General features: G+C 45.3%; 13 protein-coding genes. 7 read left to right on the plus strand and 6 right to left on the minus strand.

Features of this window, described 5'->3' with window-relative positions; all coding sequences use genetic code 11:
* The first annotated feature begins 93 nt into the window (after positions 1-93).
* The gene (lysS, locus tag QUA88_RS01900; protein ID WP_333269937.1) at positions 94-1,647 is read left to right on the plus strand and encodes a lysine--tRNA ligase; all 1,554 of its coding nucleotides are present in this window, start codon (positions 94-96) and stop codon (positions 1,645-1,647) included.
* A 434-nt stretch (positions 1,648-2,081) separates the two neighbouring features.
* Here lysS and QUA88_RS01905 read toward each other — a convergent pair whose 3' ends face one another.
* From QUA88_RS01905 to QUA88_RS01925, 5 genes are all read right to left on the minus strand, one after another.
* Positions 2,082-2,681 (minus strand): TerD family protein, encoded by a 600-nt coding sequence (locus tag QUA88_RS01905; protein WP_333209118.1) that lies wholly within the window; start codon positions 2,679-2,681, stop codon positions 2,082-2,084.
* Between the two features lie 81 nt (positions 2,682-2,762).
* The gene (locus QUA88_RS01910; RefSeq protein ID WP_333269940.1) at positions 2,763-4,217 is read right to left on the minus strand and encodes a TerD family protein; all 1,455 of its coding nucleotides are present in this window, start codon (positions 4,215-4,217) and stop codon (positions 2,763-2,765) included.
* Positions 4,218-4,334: 117 nt separating this feature from the next.
* A complete protein-coding gene (locus QUA88_RS01915) occupies positions 4,335-4,907 on the minus strand; it encodes a TerD family protein (RefSeq protein ID WP_333056776.1) in 573 nt (190 codons plus the stop codon).
* 160 nt (positions 4,908-5,067) lie between these two features.
* A complete protein-coding gene (gene def, locus QUA88_RS01920) occupies positions 5,068-5,601 on the minus strand; it encodes a peptide deformylase (RefSeq protein WP_333056774.1) in 534 nt (177 codons plus the stop codon).
* Between the two features lie 131 nt (positions 5,602-5,732).
* A complete protein-coding gene (locus QUA88_RS01925) occupies positions 5,733-6,974 on the minus strand; it encodes an HhoA/HhoB/HtrA family serine endopeptidase (protein WP_333056773.1) in 1,242 nt (413 codons plus the stop codon).
* Between the two features lie 212 nt (positions 6,975-7,186).
* Between QUA88_RS01925 and dnaA the strand changes: the two genes are divergently transcribed.
* The 3 genes from dnaA (at position 7,187) to dnaN (ending at position 10,288) form a co-directional block, all read left to right on the plus strand.
* Complete coding sequence (gene dnaA, locus QUA88_RS01930) at positions 7,187-8,557, plus strand: chromosomal replication initiator protein DnaA (protein WP_333056772.1); 1,371 nt, start codon at positions 7,187-7,189, stop codon at positions 8,555-8,557.
* A 99-nt stretch (positions 8,558-8,656) separates the two neighbouring features.
* A complete protein-coding gene (locus QUA88_RS01935; protein WP_333056771.1) occupies positions 8,657-8,845 on the plus strand; it encodes a hypothetical protein in 189 nt (62 codons plus the stop codon).
* Between the two features lie 303 nt (positions 8,846-9,148).
* The gene (gene dnaN / locus QUA88_RS01940) at positions 9,149-10,288 is read left to right on the plus strand and encodes a DNA polymerase III subunit beta (protein WP_006632140.1); all 1,140 of its coding nucleotides are present in this window, start codon (positions 9,149-9,151) and stop codon (positions 10,286-10,288) included.
* A 108-nt stretch (positions 10,289-10,396) separates the two neighbouring features.
* Here dnaN and QUA88_RS01945 read toward each other — a convergent pair whose 3' ends face one another.
* The gene (locus QUA88_RS01945) at positions 10,397-11,836 is read right to left on the minus strand and encodes an ATP-binding protein (protein ID WP_333056770.1); all 1,440 of its coding nucleotides are present in this window, start codon (positions 11,834-11,836) and stop codon (positions 10,397-10,399) included.
* A 974-nt stretch (positions 11,837-12,810) separates the two neighbouring features.
* On the opposite strand from QUA88_RS01945, the gene QUA88_RS01950 reads away from it, so the two are divergent.
* The 3 genes from QUA88_RS01950 (at position 12,811) to QUA88_RS01960 (ending at position 16,383) form a co-directional block, all read left to right on the plus strand.
* Positions 12,811-13,890, plus strand: a complete 1,080-nt coding sequence (locus QUA88_RS01950) for a permease (RefSeq protein WP_333209110.1) — start codon at positions 12,811-12,813, stop codon at positions 13,888-13,890.
* Between the two features lie 145 nt (positions 13,891-14,035).
* The gene (locus tag QUA88_RS01955) at positions 14,036-14,824 is read left to right on the plus strand and encodes a TIGR03943 family putative permease subunit (RefSeq protein WP_333056768.1); all 789 of its coding nucleotides are present in this window, start codon (positions 14,036-14,038) and stop codon (positions 14,822-14,824) included.
* Positions 14,825-15,006: 182 nt separating this feature from the next.
* Positions 15,007-16,383: an oligosaccharide flippase family protein gene (locus tag QUA88_RS01960; RefSeq protein WP_333056767.1), complete on the plus strand. Its 1,377-nt coding sequence runs from the start codon at positions 15,007-15,009 to the stop codon at positions 16,381-16,383.
* Positions 16,384-16,542 lie beyond the last annotated feature (159 nt).

The following is a 16,542-nucleotide window of genomic DNA, read 5'->3' on the forward strand; positions in this document are numbered from 1 at the left end:
GTGTGGGGCGTTGATTTGAGCAACGCTCGATCGCACGATCGCCAGAATAGTGCAAGATGTCAGATATTTGTAATTTTAATCAGGCAATAACTAATGACTCTCAGTGAAGCCGAAGTCCGCAGTCAAAAAGTAGACGAACTGCGATCGCAAGGCATAGAACCGTATCCCAGTGAATCCTACGCGCGATCGCACACAGCCAAGCAAGTTCGCGAAATATTTAGTCAGCCGGGAAAAGAACTCGAAAACGGACAAAGTGACCCCGAAGAAATTTCCCTGCGATTAGCTGGCCGCATCACTTCCAAGCGAGACAGCGGCAAAATTGGTTTCATCGATTTAAAAGACGCCACAGACAAAATTCAACTCAAAATCGAGAAAGCAATCGTCACCGGCGAAGTCGGTTTGAGCTTTGAACAAATTAAAAAATTGCTCGATGTCGGCGATTTTGTCGGTGTCGAAGGTATCGGCTGCCGCACCCCCAGGGGAGAACTTTCTATTTTAGTGAGGGAATTCAAGCTTTTATCAAAAGCTACCATTCAATTTCCCGATTCTTATTATGGAATTAACGACCCCGAAGTTTGCCGCCGTCACCGCGAAATGGATTTGGCAAGCAACCAAGATGCGCTCAACCGTTTTATGCTGCGAAGCCGCATCGTTCAAAGCATCCGTTCCTATCTCTGGCAAGCCAATTTTTACGAAATAGAAACGCCAACACTGCAAGCTATTTACGGCGGTGCTGCTGCTAAGCCATTCATCACTCACCACAATGCTTTAGAGGTAGATTTGTATTTGCGAGTCGCTCCAGAATTATTCTTAAAAAGAGCAATTTGCGGCGGTTTCGAGCGAGTCTTTGAACTAGGGAAAGCATTTAGGAATGAGGGCATTGACAGCACCCACAATCCTGAGTTTACCTCTTTAGAAGTTTACCAAGCTTATGCTGATGTTTTCGACATTTTAGGAGTAGTCGAAGACGTGATATGTTTCGCAGCGGCGGCGGTATTTGGGGATGTCAAGGAAATTGAAAATCAGGGGGAAACGATTAGTTTAGAACGCAAGTTCGACTACAGCGAAAAATATCCCGGTTTCAAGGGCAAACACTGGCAAGTGAAAACGATGGTAGAAGCTGTCAGAGACGAGTTTGGGCTGGATTTTGACAGTTTGGACTTGGAAAGTGCGATCGACTCTGCAACCAAGTTAGAATTGCACCTGTCTAAGTTAGAACAACAGAGTTTAGGCTACGTGCTGTATGCAGTTTTTGATAAATTAGTTGTTCCCAAACTCATTCAACCTACATTCATTATCGACTACCCTGTTGAAGTCAGTCCCTTAGCAAAAGGACATCGCAGCAAGCCCGGATTTGTAGAACGTTTCGAGCTATTTATCAACGGTACAGAATACTCGAACGGCTTCTCAGAATTGAACGATCCGAAAGAGCAAAGAAAGCGGTTTGAGGAACAGTTAGCACAGAAAAATGCGGGCGATGATGAAGCGCATCCAATGGATGAAGACTTTATTCAAGCTTTATCTTTGGGAATGCCTAATTGTGCGGGAATGGGTATCGGTGTAGACAGATTGGTGATGCTTTTAACTAATACTCAAAGCATCCGCGATGCGGTGATGTTCCCGACAATGCGGCCGGTCAAAGATTGATTCGTAATTTTTTGTAGGGGCGGGTTCACGAATAACATTTAATTCCCACAAACAATCTATATAAACCCGCCCCCACCCGACAAATAACCTACATCAACCTTGACTTCGATCAAATACTAAAAATGTGCATTGCGATTTACCGTTGGAGGGGGGCGGGTTTATTTATATCGTCAATTATTGGCTAATATTTTGGTGAAACCCGCCCCTACAATTATGCAGAAAATGTGCATTGCGATTTACCGTTGGAGGGGGGCGGGTTTATTTATATCGTCAATTATTGGCTAATATTGTTGGTTAACCCGCCCCTACAATTCTACGGAAAATGTGCATTTTGATGGCGGGCTGGGAGGGGGCGGGTTTATATAGATTGTCAATTATTGACAGGTATTTTGGGTGAACCCGCCCCTACAAGCCTGAATTTAACAGATTTGATATCACCGCATAAACGAACCGACAACACCGTTCATATCTTCAGCCAAAGGATTTCCCAAAGCCTTAAACTTCCACTCGCCGCCTTCTCGATAGACTTCTCCCATCAACATATTTAATTTTCCTTCATAAGATGGGTCATTTGACAAGCGATAGCGAGCGATTTCTTTGCCTGCGGCATCTACAGCTCTCACGAAAGCATTTTGTACCAGGCCGAAATGCTGTTTTCTCTCTTTTCCATCGTAAATATTTACGCCCAAAATAATTTTGTGATATTCTGCTGGCAAAGAACTCAGTTTCACCACTATTTGTTCGTCGTCTCCCTCTCCCTCCCCCGTGAGATTGTCGCCTGAGTGAACAACTGTTTTGTCCTTTGATTCCAAATGAGAGTAATAAATTACATCCTCTTTGTAGTTCTTTATTTTGCCATTTTCTCCCAGCAGCATAGCGTAGGAATCTAAGTCAAAATTTGCACCGCTGCTTCGCCCGAAAAGACCTTTTTTAGCTTGTGCAACATCCCAGCCCAAACCCATTGTCAGTCTGGACAAGTCGTATTCGCTTTTGCTGAGAACTATTGATTGTCCTTTGGTTAAGTTGATAGCCATAGCTTTGTGATTTTGTAAGGTTTATGGTGAAGTTGAATGATTGCCCTAAGCTAGCATTTTGTTTGTCGGCAAAAGCTGTTTCTAGGGTAAGAGATTTTTGATTCGTGCTGATTTTACCCAATGCGGATATTCAGCAGTCAACAAATCGTATAATTCCTCATCGGCAATATGCTCCGGGTCTTCTAAACTGAAGAAATCGGCGTTGTCTAGGTAGCGATCGCCCATTTGGTCAAGCTGCTCTAAAAAGCTAAAATCGCTCGCTACGGCTCTTGCTAACCACCCTCGAACTCCCTTACTTTTGACATCTTTCTGCGACTTGCCGATCGCCATAAACTGCCAAAATATCGGCTCGTGGGACGACCATTGTAGCTGCTGCTTGCTTTCCGATTCGTCGGCTGTTTCTCCATCAGTTACAAACATGACGTAGACAGGTCTATCGGCTTTAATAGCTGCGTAGCGCCTGCTACCCCTACCGTCAGGAAAATAGAAGTTTCTAATTTCCTTCATCACTTTACCGTAGTAAGTACCTCCTTCTAAAGGATACTGTTGCAGTATATGGTCGATGAAGTTTGAGAAATTGTCGATCGACATTTCACCGGGATTGTGTGGGTTCACTCCAAACAGAAATATGTCGATCGCTGCGTTGTCATCAAACCGACATCCCAAAGCCAAAATCTTCTCTGCCAAACGCTGAATTTTTCCTGAACTGTATAGCGAAGACATGGAACCAGAAATATCAAGGCAAAGCGCTACTTGAGCATTGTGATTTGTTAGATTTGCTTTCTTGAGCGAGATATCTGCTTTCTTAGCGAGATTGAAAATGTGCGGCGCTTTCTCCTGAAGCTTTTTGTCTAATGCTATAGCTTTCTGACTTTTGTGGCTATCTTCAATAACTGGTAATCTAGGCAGTTCTACTGTACGTTGTGCAGGTTTTTCTGGCTGTTGAATCTCTGAATGATACTTGTCAACAAAACTCTGCAACCCTGCTTTATATCCTTGTCCTACGGCCTGAAATCTCCAAGCTGCCTCTTTTTTATACAACCGTCCAAACTCGACTGCTGTTTCTTCAGAAAAAGCTTCTGTTAAATCATAGCGCGCTAGTTCGCTGCCGGTTTGGCGATCGTACAATCGGATAAAAGCATTTCTGATTTGGCTAAAATTTTGATGTTTAGCTTGTGCGTCGTGAATCGTGACCACAAAAACCATTTCCTCAACAGCAGCCGTTACTTTTTCCAAGTCTACATCAATTGTCTCGTCATCCCCTTGAGTTTGACCGGTTTGATTATCTCCCGAATGGGCGATCGCTCCGTCCGGCGACTGCGAGTTATTGTAAAATACAAAGTATCTTTCATCGGGGATTTTGCCGTCCGTACCTAATGCAAAAACCGAGGCATCGATATCGCAGCTTTGCTGGTTTGAGTCTGAAAAATTTAGTTCAGTTGCTATTTCCCATCCCAGGGCGATCGCAACTTTTGTTAAACTTGGAGATGTTTTAGAAAGATTAAATCTTTCGCCCTTCTTTAATTGAATTCCCATCTGGTTTGTCACCTCATGAGTCTGGCTTAAAATCGAGGGAAATATTCCTGCTTCCGAATTTCCCCTCGATTTATTTAGTTAGGAGCGATCCTCTTCGAGGGCTTCGCTAACGACCTTTTATCCGGCATACTTATCTACAAAGCTTTGCAAGCCGGAATTGTAGCCTTCTCCTACAGCTTGAAACCTCCACTCGCCGTCTTTCTTGTAAAGTCTGCCAAACTCTACCGCTGTCTCCCTAGAAAAATCCTCGTCCAAATCGTACTTCGTTACTTCTGTGTTAGTAGTAGTGTCGTAAATCCTGATAAAAGCATTCCGCACTTGACCGAAGTTTTGCCTTCTCAATTCTGCTTCGTGGATAGTTACCACAAACACAATTTCTTGCACCGCCGGATCGACTTTGGTTAAATCGACTGTAACGGTTTCATCATCGCCAAATCCTTCTCCGGTTCTGCTATCTCCCAGATGTATTACAGAAGTGTCCGGCGACTCCTTGTTGTTGTAGAAAACAAAGTATTTTTCGCCGGGAATTTTCCCAGTAGCCCCCAACATAAACACGGAAGCATCTAAGTCAAACGCTGCGCCGGTGTCTGTAGCATTGGTATCCCATCCCAAACCAATCCCGGCATTTTTTAGCCCCGGTGCTTCTTTAGAGAGATTGATTCTCCCGCCTTTTTCTAAGTTGATAGACATTTGCTCTCCTGTTTGCAACATCTCTGATATTACTGCTAACAATTATACCAACTGTCAGAGCAGCTTGACAAATTGCTTTTGGTACTCGTCCTCGGTCAATCGATTTTAGATTTTAGATTTTGGATTTGGGATTTGGGATTGGAGAATTGCTCCCGTATGGTCAGAGCAGCTTGACAAATTGCTGCTGGTACTCATCCTCAGTCATCAGTTCGTGGGTATTTTCCACCCTGTCTAAAAACACGATTCCATCTAAATGGTCGTGTTCGTGTTGAAAAATTCGGGCCACAAAGTCTGTCAATTCTTGTCGGTGGAGTTTGCCGTCTCTACTGGTGTATTCTATCTCGATCGCCCTACTTCTGGGCACCAATCCCCGAATCCCCGGAATGCTCAAACAGCCTTCCCAGTCTTTGACTGTCTCTGTTGATGCAGCCACAATCCGGGGATTAATCATCGCTGTGGGCTCCATGTTGGGTGCTTGGGGATACCGCAGGTTGGGGCGAGATGCGACGATGAACAGGCGATCGGACTGAGCCGCTTGAGGGGCGGCAATCCCCACTCCGTTTGCCTGCTGTACTGTAAATATTAAGCTGTCAATCAACTCTTGAATGCGATCGTCTTTAATATTCTCGACAACTTGCGATCGGCGGCGCAATACGGGATTTCCTAATTGTGAGATTTGTAAGATTTCTGCCATAGTTATTGGTTAGTCCTTATTGGTTATTTGTTGTTACCGTTTTGTCGGTTGAATGGAGGAACAAAATCTAACTTACTCACTCAATAATTAATCCGTGTATCCGTGTCCTAATCCGTGTCGTGCTTTCCTTCTTATCCAACTTTTTGAACCGGCAAACTTCCCGTTTTAACAGTCAAATTAACTATTTGCCCGTTACGGTTAATTTCCATTTGCAACAGCCCGCCAACCTTAGCATTTTGCACGAACTCCTGAACAGCTTCCGACTGAATAATCGGCTGATTATTAATTTTTTGAATCACATCTCCAGCCCGCAAACCGGATGCGGCTGCCGGAGAATTAGGAACAACGCTAACAATAGCCACACCCCGATCGACTGCAACTCGCAGGCTGCTGGTAGCATTGCTGTTAATTTGCTGCTTAACCTCTGGATTCAGCGTCGCCATTTCAATGCCTAAATAAGCGTGTTCGACTTTCCCCGTCGTAATCAGTTCCTTCGCCACCTGTTGGGCCGCCTGAATGGGAATCGCAAACCCCAGTCCTTGAGCACCTTGAATAATCGCCGTATTCATGCCAATAACTTCGCCCGAAGCATTCAGCAGCGGGCCGCCAGAATTCCCCGGATTAATTGCAGCGTCTGTTTGAATAAAACCGATCCGCTTGTCGGGTACGCCCACATCAGTGCTCGATCGCCCCGTAGCGCTAATAATCCCCGCAGTTACGGAATTGTCCAAACCCAAAGGATTGCCAATGGCGATCGCCCATTCCCCAGACAACAGCTTATCCGAATTGCCGATCGTCACCACAGGTACATTATTCGCCTCAATCTTCACCACAGCCACATCCGTCACCTTATCCGCCCCCAACACCCGCCCCTGAAAGCTGCGGCCGTCCCTGAGAGTTACATTTACCGTATCGGCTCCCTCTACAACGTGAGCGTTAGTGAGAATCAGGCCGTCGGCACCGATGACAAAACCCGAACCAGTGCCCCGTTCGATCCCGCCCCGGCCACCCGAATTCGGTTCTATCCCAAAAAAATCTTCCGGCGACAGCCCTCTATTTCCCGGTTTCACCAGGCGCGAAGCATCGATCCGAACCACTGCCGGGCCAACTTTTGCCACCGCAGCCACAATAAAATTCACATTAGCCGCGTCCCCCGACAAGGGAACCGGCGGCAAGACTTTCCTAGCTTGATCCTTTGTATTAGGAGGCAGTTGCAATTTCGGTTCTAGCGCCCTTTGTCCCGAATCGCCAGAATTTGCACGAAATTGAGAAACCGTCAGACGATCGCCCAACATGGCGGCCCCGGCTCCCGTTACCAGCAGCAATATGTAAATTGCCGGTTGCTTCCAAAATTTGCCAGTAGAACTCTTCATTGCCATGTTTTAAGGCTTTCCTGCCAAATCTAAATATTTGCTGAGCAGCTCCCCGATAGCTGGCGCAGGACTGCAGAGCCGCCAAATTTGTGGGCGATGGCGTCGGGCCCTGGCCCGTGCTACGGCAGACTCCCTTAAACTTTAGCATCTGAGGACTAAACTCTCTAGACTGTAGAATTAATATCTTGAATGCCGATCGGCAGAGGTGAGCAGTGGACATTCCCCTCGAAAGTCTGTGGAATCAGATACTTGAACGTCTCCAGGTACAACTGAGCAGACCTAGCTTTGAGACGTGGATCAAAACTGCCAGGGCAGAACAACTCGAAAATAACTGTTTGATCGTCAGCGCCCCCAACCCCTTTGCTCGCAATTGGTTGCAAAAATATTACAGAGAAATCCTTGCCGATGCAGTCGCAGAAATTCTCGGCTATCCCGTAGACATTTACTTGACAATTGCCGGGGGAAACGAAACAGACGGCAGCAGCGACTCGGCCATAATTTGGCCCTCCCCCATCGCGGATGTCCCGGAAAGCCACTCGCTTCACCCCCCCAAACCCGCCAATTTAAACCCCAAATACCTATTTTCCCGCTTTGTCGTCGGTTCCAACAACCGCATGGCCCACGCAGCCTCCCTCGCGGTAGCTGAGTCTCCCGGCCGAGAATTCAATCCCCTATTTTTGTGCGGTGGCGTTGGTTTGGGCAAAACTCATTTGATGCAGGCGATCGGTCATTATCGCTTGGAAATTGACCCCAACGCCAAGATTTTTTACGTTTCTACTGAGAAATTTACTAACGATTTAATCGCCGCCATTCGCAAAGACAGTATGCAAACTTTCCGCGACCATTATCGGGCGGCAGATGTTTTATTAATAGATGATATCCAATTTATTGAAGGTAAAGAATATACTCAAGAAGAATTTTTCCACACTTTTAATACTCTGCACGAAGCCGGGAACCAAGTAGTTTTAGCTTCTGACCGTCCGCCGCAGCAAATCCCCCGCCTGCAAGAGCGTTTGTGTTCCCGATTTTCCATGGGATTAATTGCCGACATTCAATTGCCAGACTTGGAAACTCGGATGGCAATTTTGCAGAAAAAAGCTGAGTATGAAAATATGCGCCTGCCGCGAGATGTCATTGAATACATTGCTTCTAGTTACACTTCCAACGTTCGGGAATTGGAAGGTGCTTTGATTCGGGCGGTAGCATATCTTTCAATTACTGGTTTGCCGATGACTGTGGAAAATATCGCCCCGGTTTTGAATCCGCAAACTGAAAGTGTAGAGGCAACGCCAGATGCAGTAATTGCAGTTGTGGCTGAGGAGTTTGATGTTTCTGTTGAAGATTTGAAAGGCAGTTCCCGGCGGCGAGAAATTAGTCTTGCCCGTCAAATAGGGATGTATTTAATTCGGCAGCATACTGGTTTGAGTTTGCCGAAAGTTGGCGAAGTGTTCGGTGGCAAAGACCACACGACTGTGCTTTACAGTTGCGACAAAATTGCTCAGTTGCGGAACACTGACCCGAATTTGGCTCAAACTTTGCGTCAGTTGAGCGATCGAATTAACGTTGTCAGCCGCAAAACTTGAACCTCTTTTCACACATTCACTCATGGCGTAGGGTGCGTCGCCACCCTTAAATCTTAAATAGTATCCACAATCTTTGAGCGACGCACCGGTGCAGACGGGGTGAGCGTAAACAAACCCACACTTTCGATGCCACCGGATTCGATATTGCCTGTGGAAAAACCTGTGGAAAAGTTGCCCTCTGTTTGTGGAAAACTTTACTCGATCGCCCGAAACAGCTTTTGCACAAAAAAAGGCGATCGACCGCACCAGTTTTTCCACAAGTTTTCCACAGGTATTTATTATCTATAAGTGACACGCAGCAAGCAGTTAGCTTTTTTTTCCACAGTTTCCACAGGGCGATCGATACAAAAATAATTCCATAAATTAAAAAATACTAGCGATCCCTGCACACCCAAAACACATAATTCGCGACGCGCACTAACCTCAGAAACCCGGTTTCTTGGAAGATTTCTCGTTTTTACAGGCAAAATTTTGCCTAGAAACCCGGTTTCTAGCCCCATGCTTAAGCCCTACACACAGAAAAACCGACCCGCCGGCTTTCTGTGATACCATTTGTTTCTGTTTCAAATCCGGTTAATTAACCTTCCTACAATGAAATTGGTTTGCACCCAAAGTGACCTCAACGCCAACCTCTCGTTGGTAAGTCGGGCCGTTCCCTCCCGCCCGACACATCCGGTACTAGCCAACGTGCTCTTAGTCGCGGATGAGGAAAATCAGCGGGTTAGCTTGACAGCTTTCGATCTCAGTTTAGGCATTCGTACCAGCTTCGCAGCAGAAGTGACTGGCGGTGGCAGTTTTACCATACCCGCTAAATTACTCAACGATATTGTTTCGAGACTCCCAGATGGAGAGATTACTCTAGAAGACGAAGCGGGAGACACCGTAGCATATCTCACTTGCAGTTCTGGCAGCTACCAAGTTAGAGGCATGGGCCCGGAAGAATTCCCAGAATTGCCCGCAATCGAAGCCGGAACAATCCTTAAATTGCCACCGGAAGCCTTGATAGAAGGACTCAAAGGAACTTTATTTGCTACTAGCCCCGACGAGGCAAAACAGGTACTTGCAGGCGTGCATTTAAAGGTATTGCAAGATTGCCTGGAATTTGCAGCTACAGACGGCCACAGATTGGCAGTAGTTCAAACTGCCAATGAAAAAGCTGAAGGCGAAGAAACCCAAGAAGAATTTGAGGTGACAGTCCCCGCTAAAGCATTGCGGGAAGTAGAAAGAATGCTGGTGATGCGCCAGTGGACTGAACCTGTCACCCTGCATTTTGAACACGGTCAAGTAGTGTTTGAATGGGCAGACCAGCGGCTGACAACCCGCACCTTGGAAGGGCAATATCCCGCATACCGGCAGTTGATTCCACCGTCTTTTGAGCGACAAATTACCTTAGAAAGGCGATCGTTCTTAGCAGCCGTAGAAAGAATAGCCGTTTTTGCAGACCAAAAAAACAATATTCTCAAATGCAGCATCGACGAGGAAAATCAGGAAATTACTTTGTCTGTAGATGCTAAAGATGTCGGCTGTGGCAAAGAGTCAATGCCCGCACAGATTTCGGGAGATAGCATCGATATTGCTTTCAACGTGAAATACTTAATTGACATTTTGAAAACTGCTCAATCCCCAGAAATTCAACTGCAATTAAACGGTGCTTTAGCCCCCGTAATTTTCCAGCCTTTGGGCGGAGTCAATGCTACATTCTTGGTAATGCCCGTGCAGCTTCGAGCGTAACGGATTGGTAGGGGCGGGTTTTACAAACAATCTCCGCCTAAAATTGCTCCTCTAATAAACCCGCCCCCGCTTGGGCGGTAAATCGATATCGACAAGTCGCCCAGGCATTCAAATCCATGGCAACAAAATTTCAAATTCAGTACCTGTACCGGGCGTAGAATGCAAATTTAACTTGCCTTTATGCTTTTCCGTAACAATTTGATGGGTAATTGCCAACCCCAAACCGGTACCTTTCCCCGCCGGTTTAGTGGTGAAAAATGTCTCAAAAATCCGCCGCTGAATTTCGGGCGGAATTCCCGGCCCGTTATCGGCAATTCGGATGGCTATCCAAGCGTTATTTTGATTTTTTTCCGCAGATTCTGGGCATAAGTCGCCGTTTTGGCTGGCGGATAATAGCTGTTTGGCATTTGGTCTATCGCCCCTAACATAATTTTGAATTAATTCCGAATTCACACAGTCTCCGTCACAACTTTCTATTACCTCGGTTTCAATAGTAATCGCAGGCATAAATTCTTTTTCTGCTTTTACCTCTTCCAAAGCGTCGATCGCATTACTGATGATATTCATAAATACCTGGCTCAACTGACCCGAGTAACATTTTACCAAAGGCAAATCCCCATAGTTTTTAACTACTTTAAATCCGTACTTCAGACGATTTTTCATAATTAGCAGCGTACTGTCAATACATTCGTGAATGTTAGCTTGCTTCAAGTGGGCTTCGTCCATGTGAGAAAAGGTGTGCAGGCTGGTGACGAGTTCGGTCAGCCTCTGCGATGAAACTTTCATACTTTTGAGAATTTCCACCCAATCTTCTTGCAAAAAATCAAATTCTATGTGTTTTTTGAGTTTGTCAATTTTTTCGCTGTCACCCACAATCTCTTCGTAAGCCGACAGCAACTCCATGATGTCTTTCGAGTAGTTGGACAAAAACCCGATATTTCCGCTGATGCAGGTGACGGGATTTCTAATTTCGTGGGCAACTCCAGCTACCATCTGTCCCAAACTCGCTAGTTTTTCGGTTTGAATTAGTTGAGATTGAGTTTGCTGCCTCAGCAATTTTGTCGCTAGTTCGTGAATGTTGGATTGAGCTACTAACAGTTCGTGCACATCTAGCAAACTATAAGTTTGAGGCGACACTTGAACCACAATCGGTTCGTAAAGCAGTTCTTTCGATCGCAACAGCGACTTCCTGGCTGCATCCACGATTAAAGTATTGCTGGGAAAAATTAAACTCTCAGTTTCGGCAAAGCGGTACAAAGCCCTCACCGGTCGCTTTAAAAATAATTCTCGCCCAAAAGGACGGCTGATAAATTCTAAAAATCTCCGCCGGGAAATCATACCGGCAAATTCACCTTGATGGGTCACAATGACTCCCGGTAACAGCGGATTAGCTTCTAACATCTGAGAAATTCGTATTCCCCAATCCGTAGCTTCTACCTGAAAATCGTAAAGCGACAATTCTTGGAGAGTAGAGTCTAAACAAAGTTCTCCTAGGTCAGCCTCGGAGAGGGGTTGGACTGGTCTTTCTACGCAGGAGGTATTCAACATAAATTTATCAGCACGCTTTTTTTGGGGTTCTATTTGCCAGACATTCAGCTACCAAAGGTCAGCAGGTGAGTTGCTGAGTGGACAGACATCCCCCTGGCAAACTGCATTTTAAATTACACAAAAAACTGACTGTACCAAGGAAAATTTTACCACTTAAAGTATTAGGCAAGATTGAGGATCGCCGAGATAAATGCGCCCTTGTAATTATACCTGACTTTATTTTATACTGACTTGAGCGGTATTAACGCTTGTTTCTACTATTTAACTATTCATTAATCTTAGGTAGTTGTCTTAACCTTTTGTTAATAAAATATTAGGCTGAGAAATATAAGTGATTGATAATAGAAGAAAATCGGAATTGCCCGATCGCCAACACGATGCAGCCCGTCAGCAGACAATTTAAAAGCAGTAAGTCGGGGGGTGACGCCCCGGAATTTTAGCTGGCTATCGCGAGGGCGTCCCGCCCTCGCCCGTGCTAAGGCATTTGAGGCGATTTTATCCCATATCCCCGATCCGGTACTCGCAACCCTCCGTAACGCTCAGCCAGCTACACACCTGCCAGTGCGTCCCCTAGAAGTTTGTCGTGAAAACAATTATTTTTACCCGAAATATCTATCAAATCGGCGACGGTTCGCAGAGTCAATCGATTTTAGATTTTAGATTTTAGATTTTAGAATTGAAGCATTGACCCCAGGGATAAATTCGGGGGCTTGTATCCTGGATAATTTCGGTCAATTATTGATTGGCTGTACGAGGCGGATATGAATAGAAGTTCATTCAAATTAAAACAAGTTTAACCATTCCCAATCATTCAAGGCATCAGCATTGATTAAATTAGAAGCTCTACAAATTTCCGCAAAAAAAAGACAAAATAAAATTAACGGGATCTTAACTTAGTGCTATGCTTTGGTATGATCTACAAGGAGTTCTACCAAAGACGTATAGCTAAATAGCAATCTACCAGTAGGTGATCGATGCAACCCGCCCTGACAAATCAGTTAAATAATGCTTTCACCCTGTTTCTCAGCTTGTTAGTAGAAGCAATACCTTTTCTGCTGCTCGGAGTTTTATTTTCAGGTTTGCTGCTGGGGTTTGTAGACGAACGCAAACTCGTATCGCGCATCCCGCGAAACCCGCTGCTGGCGGCTTTGATGGGCAGTTCGATCGGCTTTTTGTTTCCCGTGTGCGAGTGCGGTAACGTGCCCGTAGCCCGCAGGTTACTGATGCAGGGAGTACCCGCACCAGCCGCGATCGGCTTTTTGCTGGCGGCCCCCACCATCAACCCCGTGGTAATTTGGGCTACTTGGACGGCATTTCGGGATCAGCCAGAAATTGTAGTTTTTCGGGTGGTATTTTCTCTGTCTATAGCCACAATTATCGGCTGGGTGTTCAGCGCCCAAAAAGACTTGCGGCCTCTGCTGCAACCCTCTGTAGCCCGTGCGATTCCTCTGCCAAAACCAGAGTTTTCCGAAAAAGAACTCGTCCAAGCTAACACTCCGCTGCTGTTGCAGTCGGGAACATTTATGCTCGGTCAGCCGGGGGGGGTGGTGCCGATCGAATCTTTGCTACAAGACAACTGGAAGCCATTACAAACAGCCAAAACAGAAAAAACCTCGAAACTTTCCTCAATGTTCCACCCCGTTTCTAAAGAGCGTCTGCGCCTGCTTTTAGATACTATGGTACAGGAGTTGCGCGAATTAGGAGGAGTGTTGGTAATCGGAAGTGCGATCGCAGCCATCATTCAAGTTGGCGCCCCCCGCGAACTAATTCTCAACCTCGGCCAAGGCCCCGTTTCCTCGATTCTAGCCATGCTGCTATTAGCTGCAGTCGTATCGATTTGTTCTACAGTAGATGCCTTTTTTGCCCTGTCTTTTGCTTCCACATTTACCAGCGGTTCGCTGTTAGCATTTCTCGTTTTCGGCCCGATGATTGACCTCAAAGGTATCGGTTTAATGCTGTCAATTTTCAAAGGTAGAGCCGTAGTTTACTTAATTGTATTAGCAGCTCAGTTAACCTTTTTAATGACCCTTTCTATTAACTTGCATTTAGGTTAATAAACTAGCTCAAACAGACAACTCATACGATGATTTTCGCTGGGCTATTTTCAATTACCTTGCTCCCCGACACAGAAGTCACCGATATACGGATAGTTTTTTTTCTTTTCCTTCTACCCTCTTCCTTCCCAGTCACTCTTAAAAAATGAATTTAAAAAAAATTAGCCCCTGGCTGGATGCCCTAGCTATCTTAGCCTGGGGAATATTGCTCCTCAAATATTGGATCACGGGCAAATTAAGCATTCTCATTCACCCCAATTACTTTGGCTTGACTCTAGCAGGAGGAATCGGCTTAATAGTTATTGGCGGTTTAAAAACTTGGGAACTCTTAAAACTCGATCGCACCACAAAGCAATCGCGGACATCAACAGCAAATAACTCTCTCAGAATCACAGAAGTTGAACACGTTACTTTGTTTCCCCCCAGTATCGGCAGCACCTTAATGTTGAGCGTCGCATTAATAGGTTTACTAATAACGCCACGCACATTTACCAGCCAGACAGCTTTAGAACGGGGCCTCACCGAAGCCCTGCCCATCACCAGACTGCAACCCCAAGAATTTCGCAATACTACCAAACCAGAAAATCGATCGCTCGTCGAATGGGTGCGGCTGTTAAATTTCAACCCCGAACCGGATACATACAGAGGTCAAAAAGTCAAAGTTCAAGGATTTGTAATTCACCCCCCCAACATAGCCGAACAATATATGTGGCTCGGGCGTTTTATCATTACCTGCTGCGCGGCAGACGCCTATCCGATCGGGTTGCCTGTAAAACTACCGATCGGTCAAAGCCGCGCCGCCTTTGCCCCAGACAGTTGGCTAGAAATAGAAGGAGAAACGATCGTAGAAGAACTGCAAGGCAAGCGCAAATTAACCATTCAAGCATCCTCCCTCAAACCAATTCCTGAACCAAAAAACCCTTATGATTATTAGATGTGGAATAAGTATCAGATTAAATTTTACCTTGATTGCGAGATCGACAGTCCAGAACCGTCCTGCGTATACAAATTAAGATACTGTACAGTCAGCGATCAAACTTGCAAAAGCATCCTGTAGTAGTTGCCAAAAGTAAATTCAGCAACTACACTCGTCATTAGTAAATAAATTCTGAGTATATGTCAGCAGAAAAAAAATTAGCTATCAAAGGTGCGGCCTGGACGATCGCCAGTTATGCAAGCAGTCAAATTATCCGATTTGGCAGTAACTTAATCCTGACGCGTCTGCTTTTACCCGAACTATTTGGTCTCGTAGGTCTAACCTACGTTTTCATCATAGGGATCAACTTATTTTCAGACATAGGTCTAGGCCCAAGCATCATCCAGAATAAGCGCGGGGAAGATCCTCAATTTCTCAACACCGCTTGGACACTGCAAGTCATTCGCAGCTTTTTCGTTTGGATTTGTTTGATTATAATTACCCAGCCTGTTGCGAGTTTTTATGGAGATACCCGTCTGGAGTGGTTGATTCCAGTAATAGGTATAAATTCCTTAATAGGAGGCTTTAAATCCACTGCCACATCCAGCCTAGAACGCAAAATGGCAGTGAAGAAAGTAGTAATTTTTGAGTTGGGCCAACAGATTTTTTCTACTACAGTAATGATTGTCTGGGCCTGGTTCGATCGCAGCGTCTGGGCGATCGTTGCAGGCGGCTTGAGTGGAGCTTTAATAGAGTTAGTATGGAGCCATTTTTTGATTCCCGGCAAGTCAAACCGCTTTGCTTGGGATAAAGAAGCAGTTAAAGAAATATTTTCTTATGGGAAATGGATATTTCTGTCTACGGCTTTGTATTTCTTGTGTTCTCAAGCCGATAGACTCATCCTGGGGAAAATATTTACTTTAACAACCTTGGGCATTTACGGCATCGCTTTTACTCTCGGCGATATGCCGCGCCAAGTCATCATCGCCATTAGCGGCCGGGTCATTTTTCCCTCGATTTCTATGCTGGCAGAGTTGCCGCGGGAGGAGTTGCGCGCGAAGATACTTAAGAACCGCAAGTTAATTCTAATACCATTAGCCGTAGGTTTAGCAATTTTTGTGAGCTTCGGAGATCAGTTAATTTTAACACTGTATCGGAAAGAGTATGAGGCGGCATCTTGGATGATGCCTATCTTGGCTTTAGGTATCTGGCACACCACCCTCTACAATCTGATGGGTTCTTGTCTGTTAGCCGTAGGAAAGTCTCAGTACCAAGCTATGGGAAATCTGCTGACTTTTGTGAATCTATGTATAAGTATACCGCTGGGATATCACTTAAAAGGTAATTTAGGTGCCGTGATTGCTGTAGCTCTAGGCGACCTTCCTACCTACGCAGTAACTAACTACGGTTTGTGGAAAGAAGGACTAACTTGTTTTTGGCAGGATATTCAATTAACAGCACTGTTTTTAGGGGTGCTGGCAACTCTAATTTCATGTAGAGTGGCTTTTGGTTTGGATCTGCCGATAGATAAAATATCACCGATGGATTTAATCCCCATCAATCAACTGTTTCAGTAAACAAACCTGTTGAAACTGCAGCGTGTCCCACCTAATTAATATCTTAAGTTTCATTCAGTCCTGGAGGCACCACAAGTTTCAAAAACTAGGTTTGTTACGGGAACTAACTCGTTGCAGCCATTTACTGTGGTAAAAAAATGGCTGGGTGAGTGTTAGGAA

The sequence above is a fragment of the Microcoleus sp. D3_18_C2 genome, assembly GCF_036702395.1.
In the GTDB taxonomy this organism is placed as follows: domain Bacteria; phylum Cyanobacteriota; class Cyanobacteriia; order Cyanobacteriales; family Microcoleaceae; genus Microcoleus.

Coding starts and splice junctions, on each gene's coding strand:
- dnaN (WP_006632140.1), top strand. CDS start 9,149: ATGAAATTGGTTTGCACCCAAAGTGACCTCAACGCCAACCTCTCGTTG.
- lysS (WP_333269937.1), top strand. CDS start 94: ATGACTCTCAGTGAAGCCGAAGTCCGCAGTCAAAAAGTAGACGAACTG.
- QUA88_RS01905 (WP_333209118.1), bottom strand. CDS start 2,681: ATGGCTATCAACTTAACCAAAGGACAATCAATAGTTCTCAGCAAAAGC.
- QUA88_RS01910 (WP_333269940.1), bottom strand. CDS start 4,217: ATGGGAATTCAATTAAAGAAGGGCGAAAGATTTAATCTTTCTAAAACA.
- QUA88_RS01960 (WP_333056767.1), top strand. CDS start 15,007: ATGTCAGCAGAAAAAAAATTAGCTATCAAAGGTGCGGCCTGGACGATC.
- def (WP_333056774.1), bottom strand. CDS start 5,601: ATGGCAGAAATCTTACAAATCTCACAATTAGGAAATCCCGTATTGCGC.
- QUA88_RS01955 (WP_333056768.1), top strand. CDS start 14,036: ATGAATTTAAAAAAAATTAGCCCCTGGCTGGATGCCCTAGCTATCTTA.
- QUA88_RS01915 (WP_333056776.1), bottom strand. CDS start 4,907: ATGTCTATCAACTTAGAAAAAGGCGGGAGAATCAATCTCTCTAAAGAA.
- QUA88_RS01925 (WP_333056773.1), bottom strand. CDS start 6,974: ATGAAGAGTTCTACTGGCAAATTTTGGAAGCAACCGGCAATTTACATA.
- QUA88_RS01950 (WP_333209110.1), top strand. CDS start 12,811: ATGCAACCCGCCCTGACAAATCAGTTAAATAATGCTTTCACCCTGTTT.
- QUA88_RS01945 (WP_333056770.1), bottom strand. CDS start 11,836: ATGTTGAATACCTCCTGCGTAGAAAGACCAGTCCAACCCCTCTCCGAG.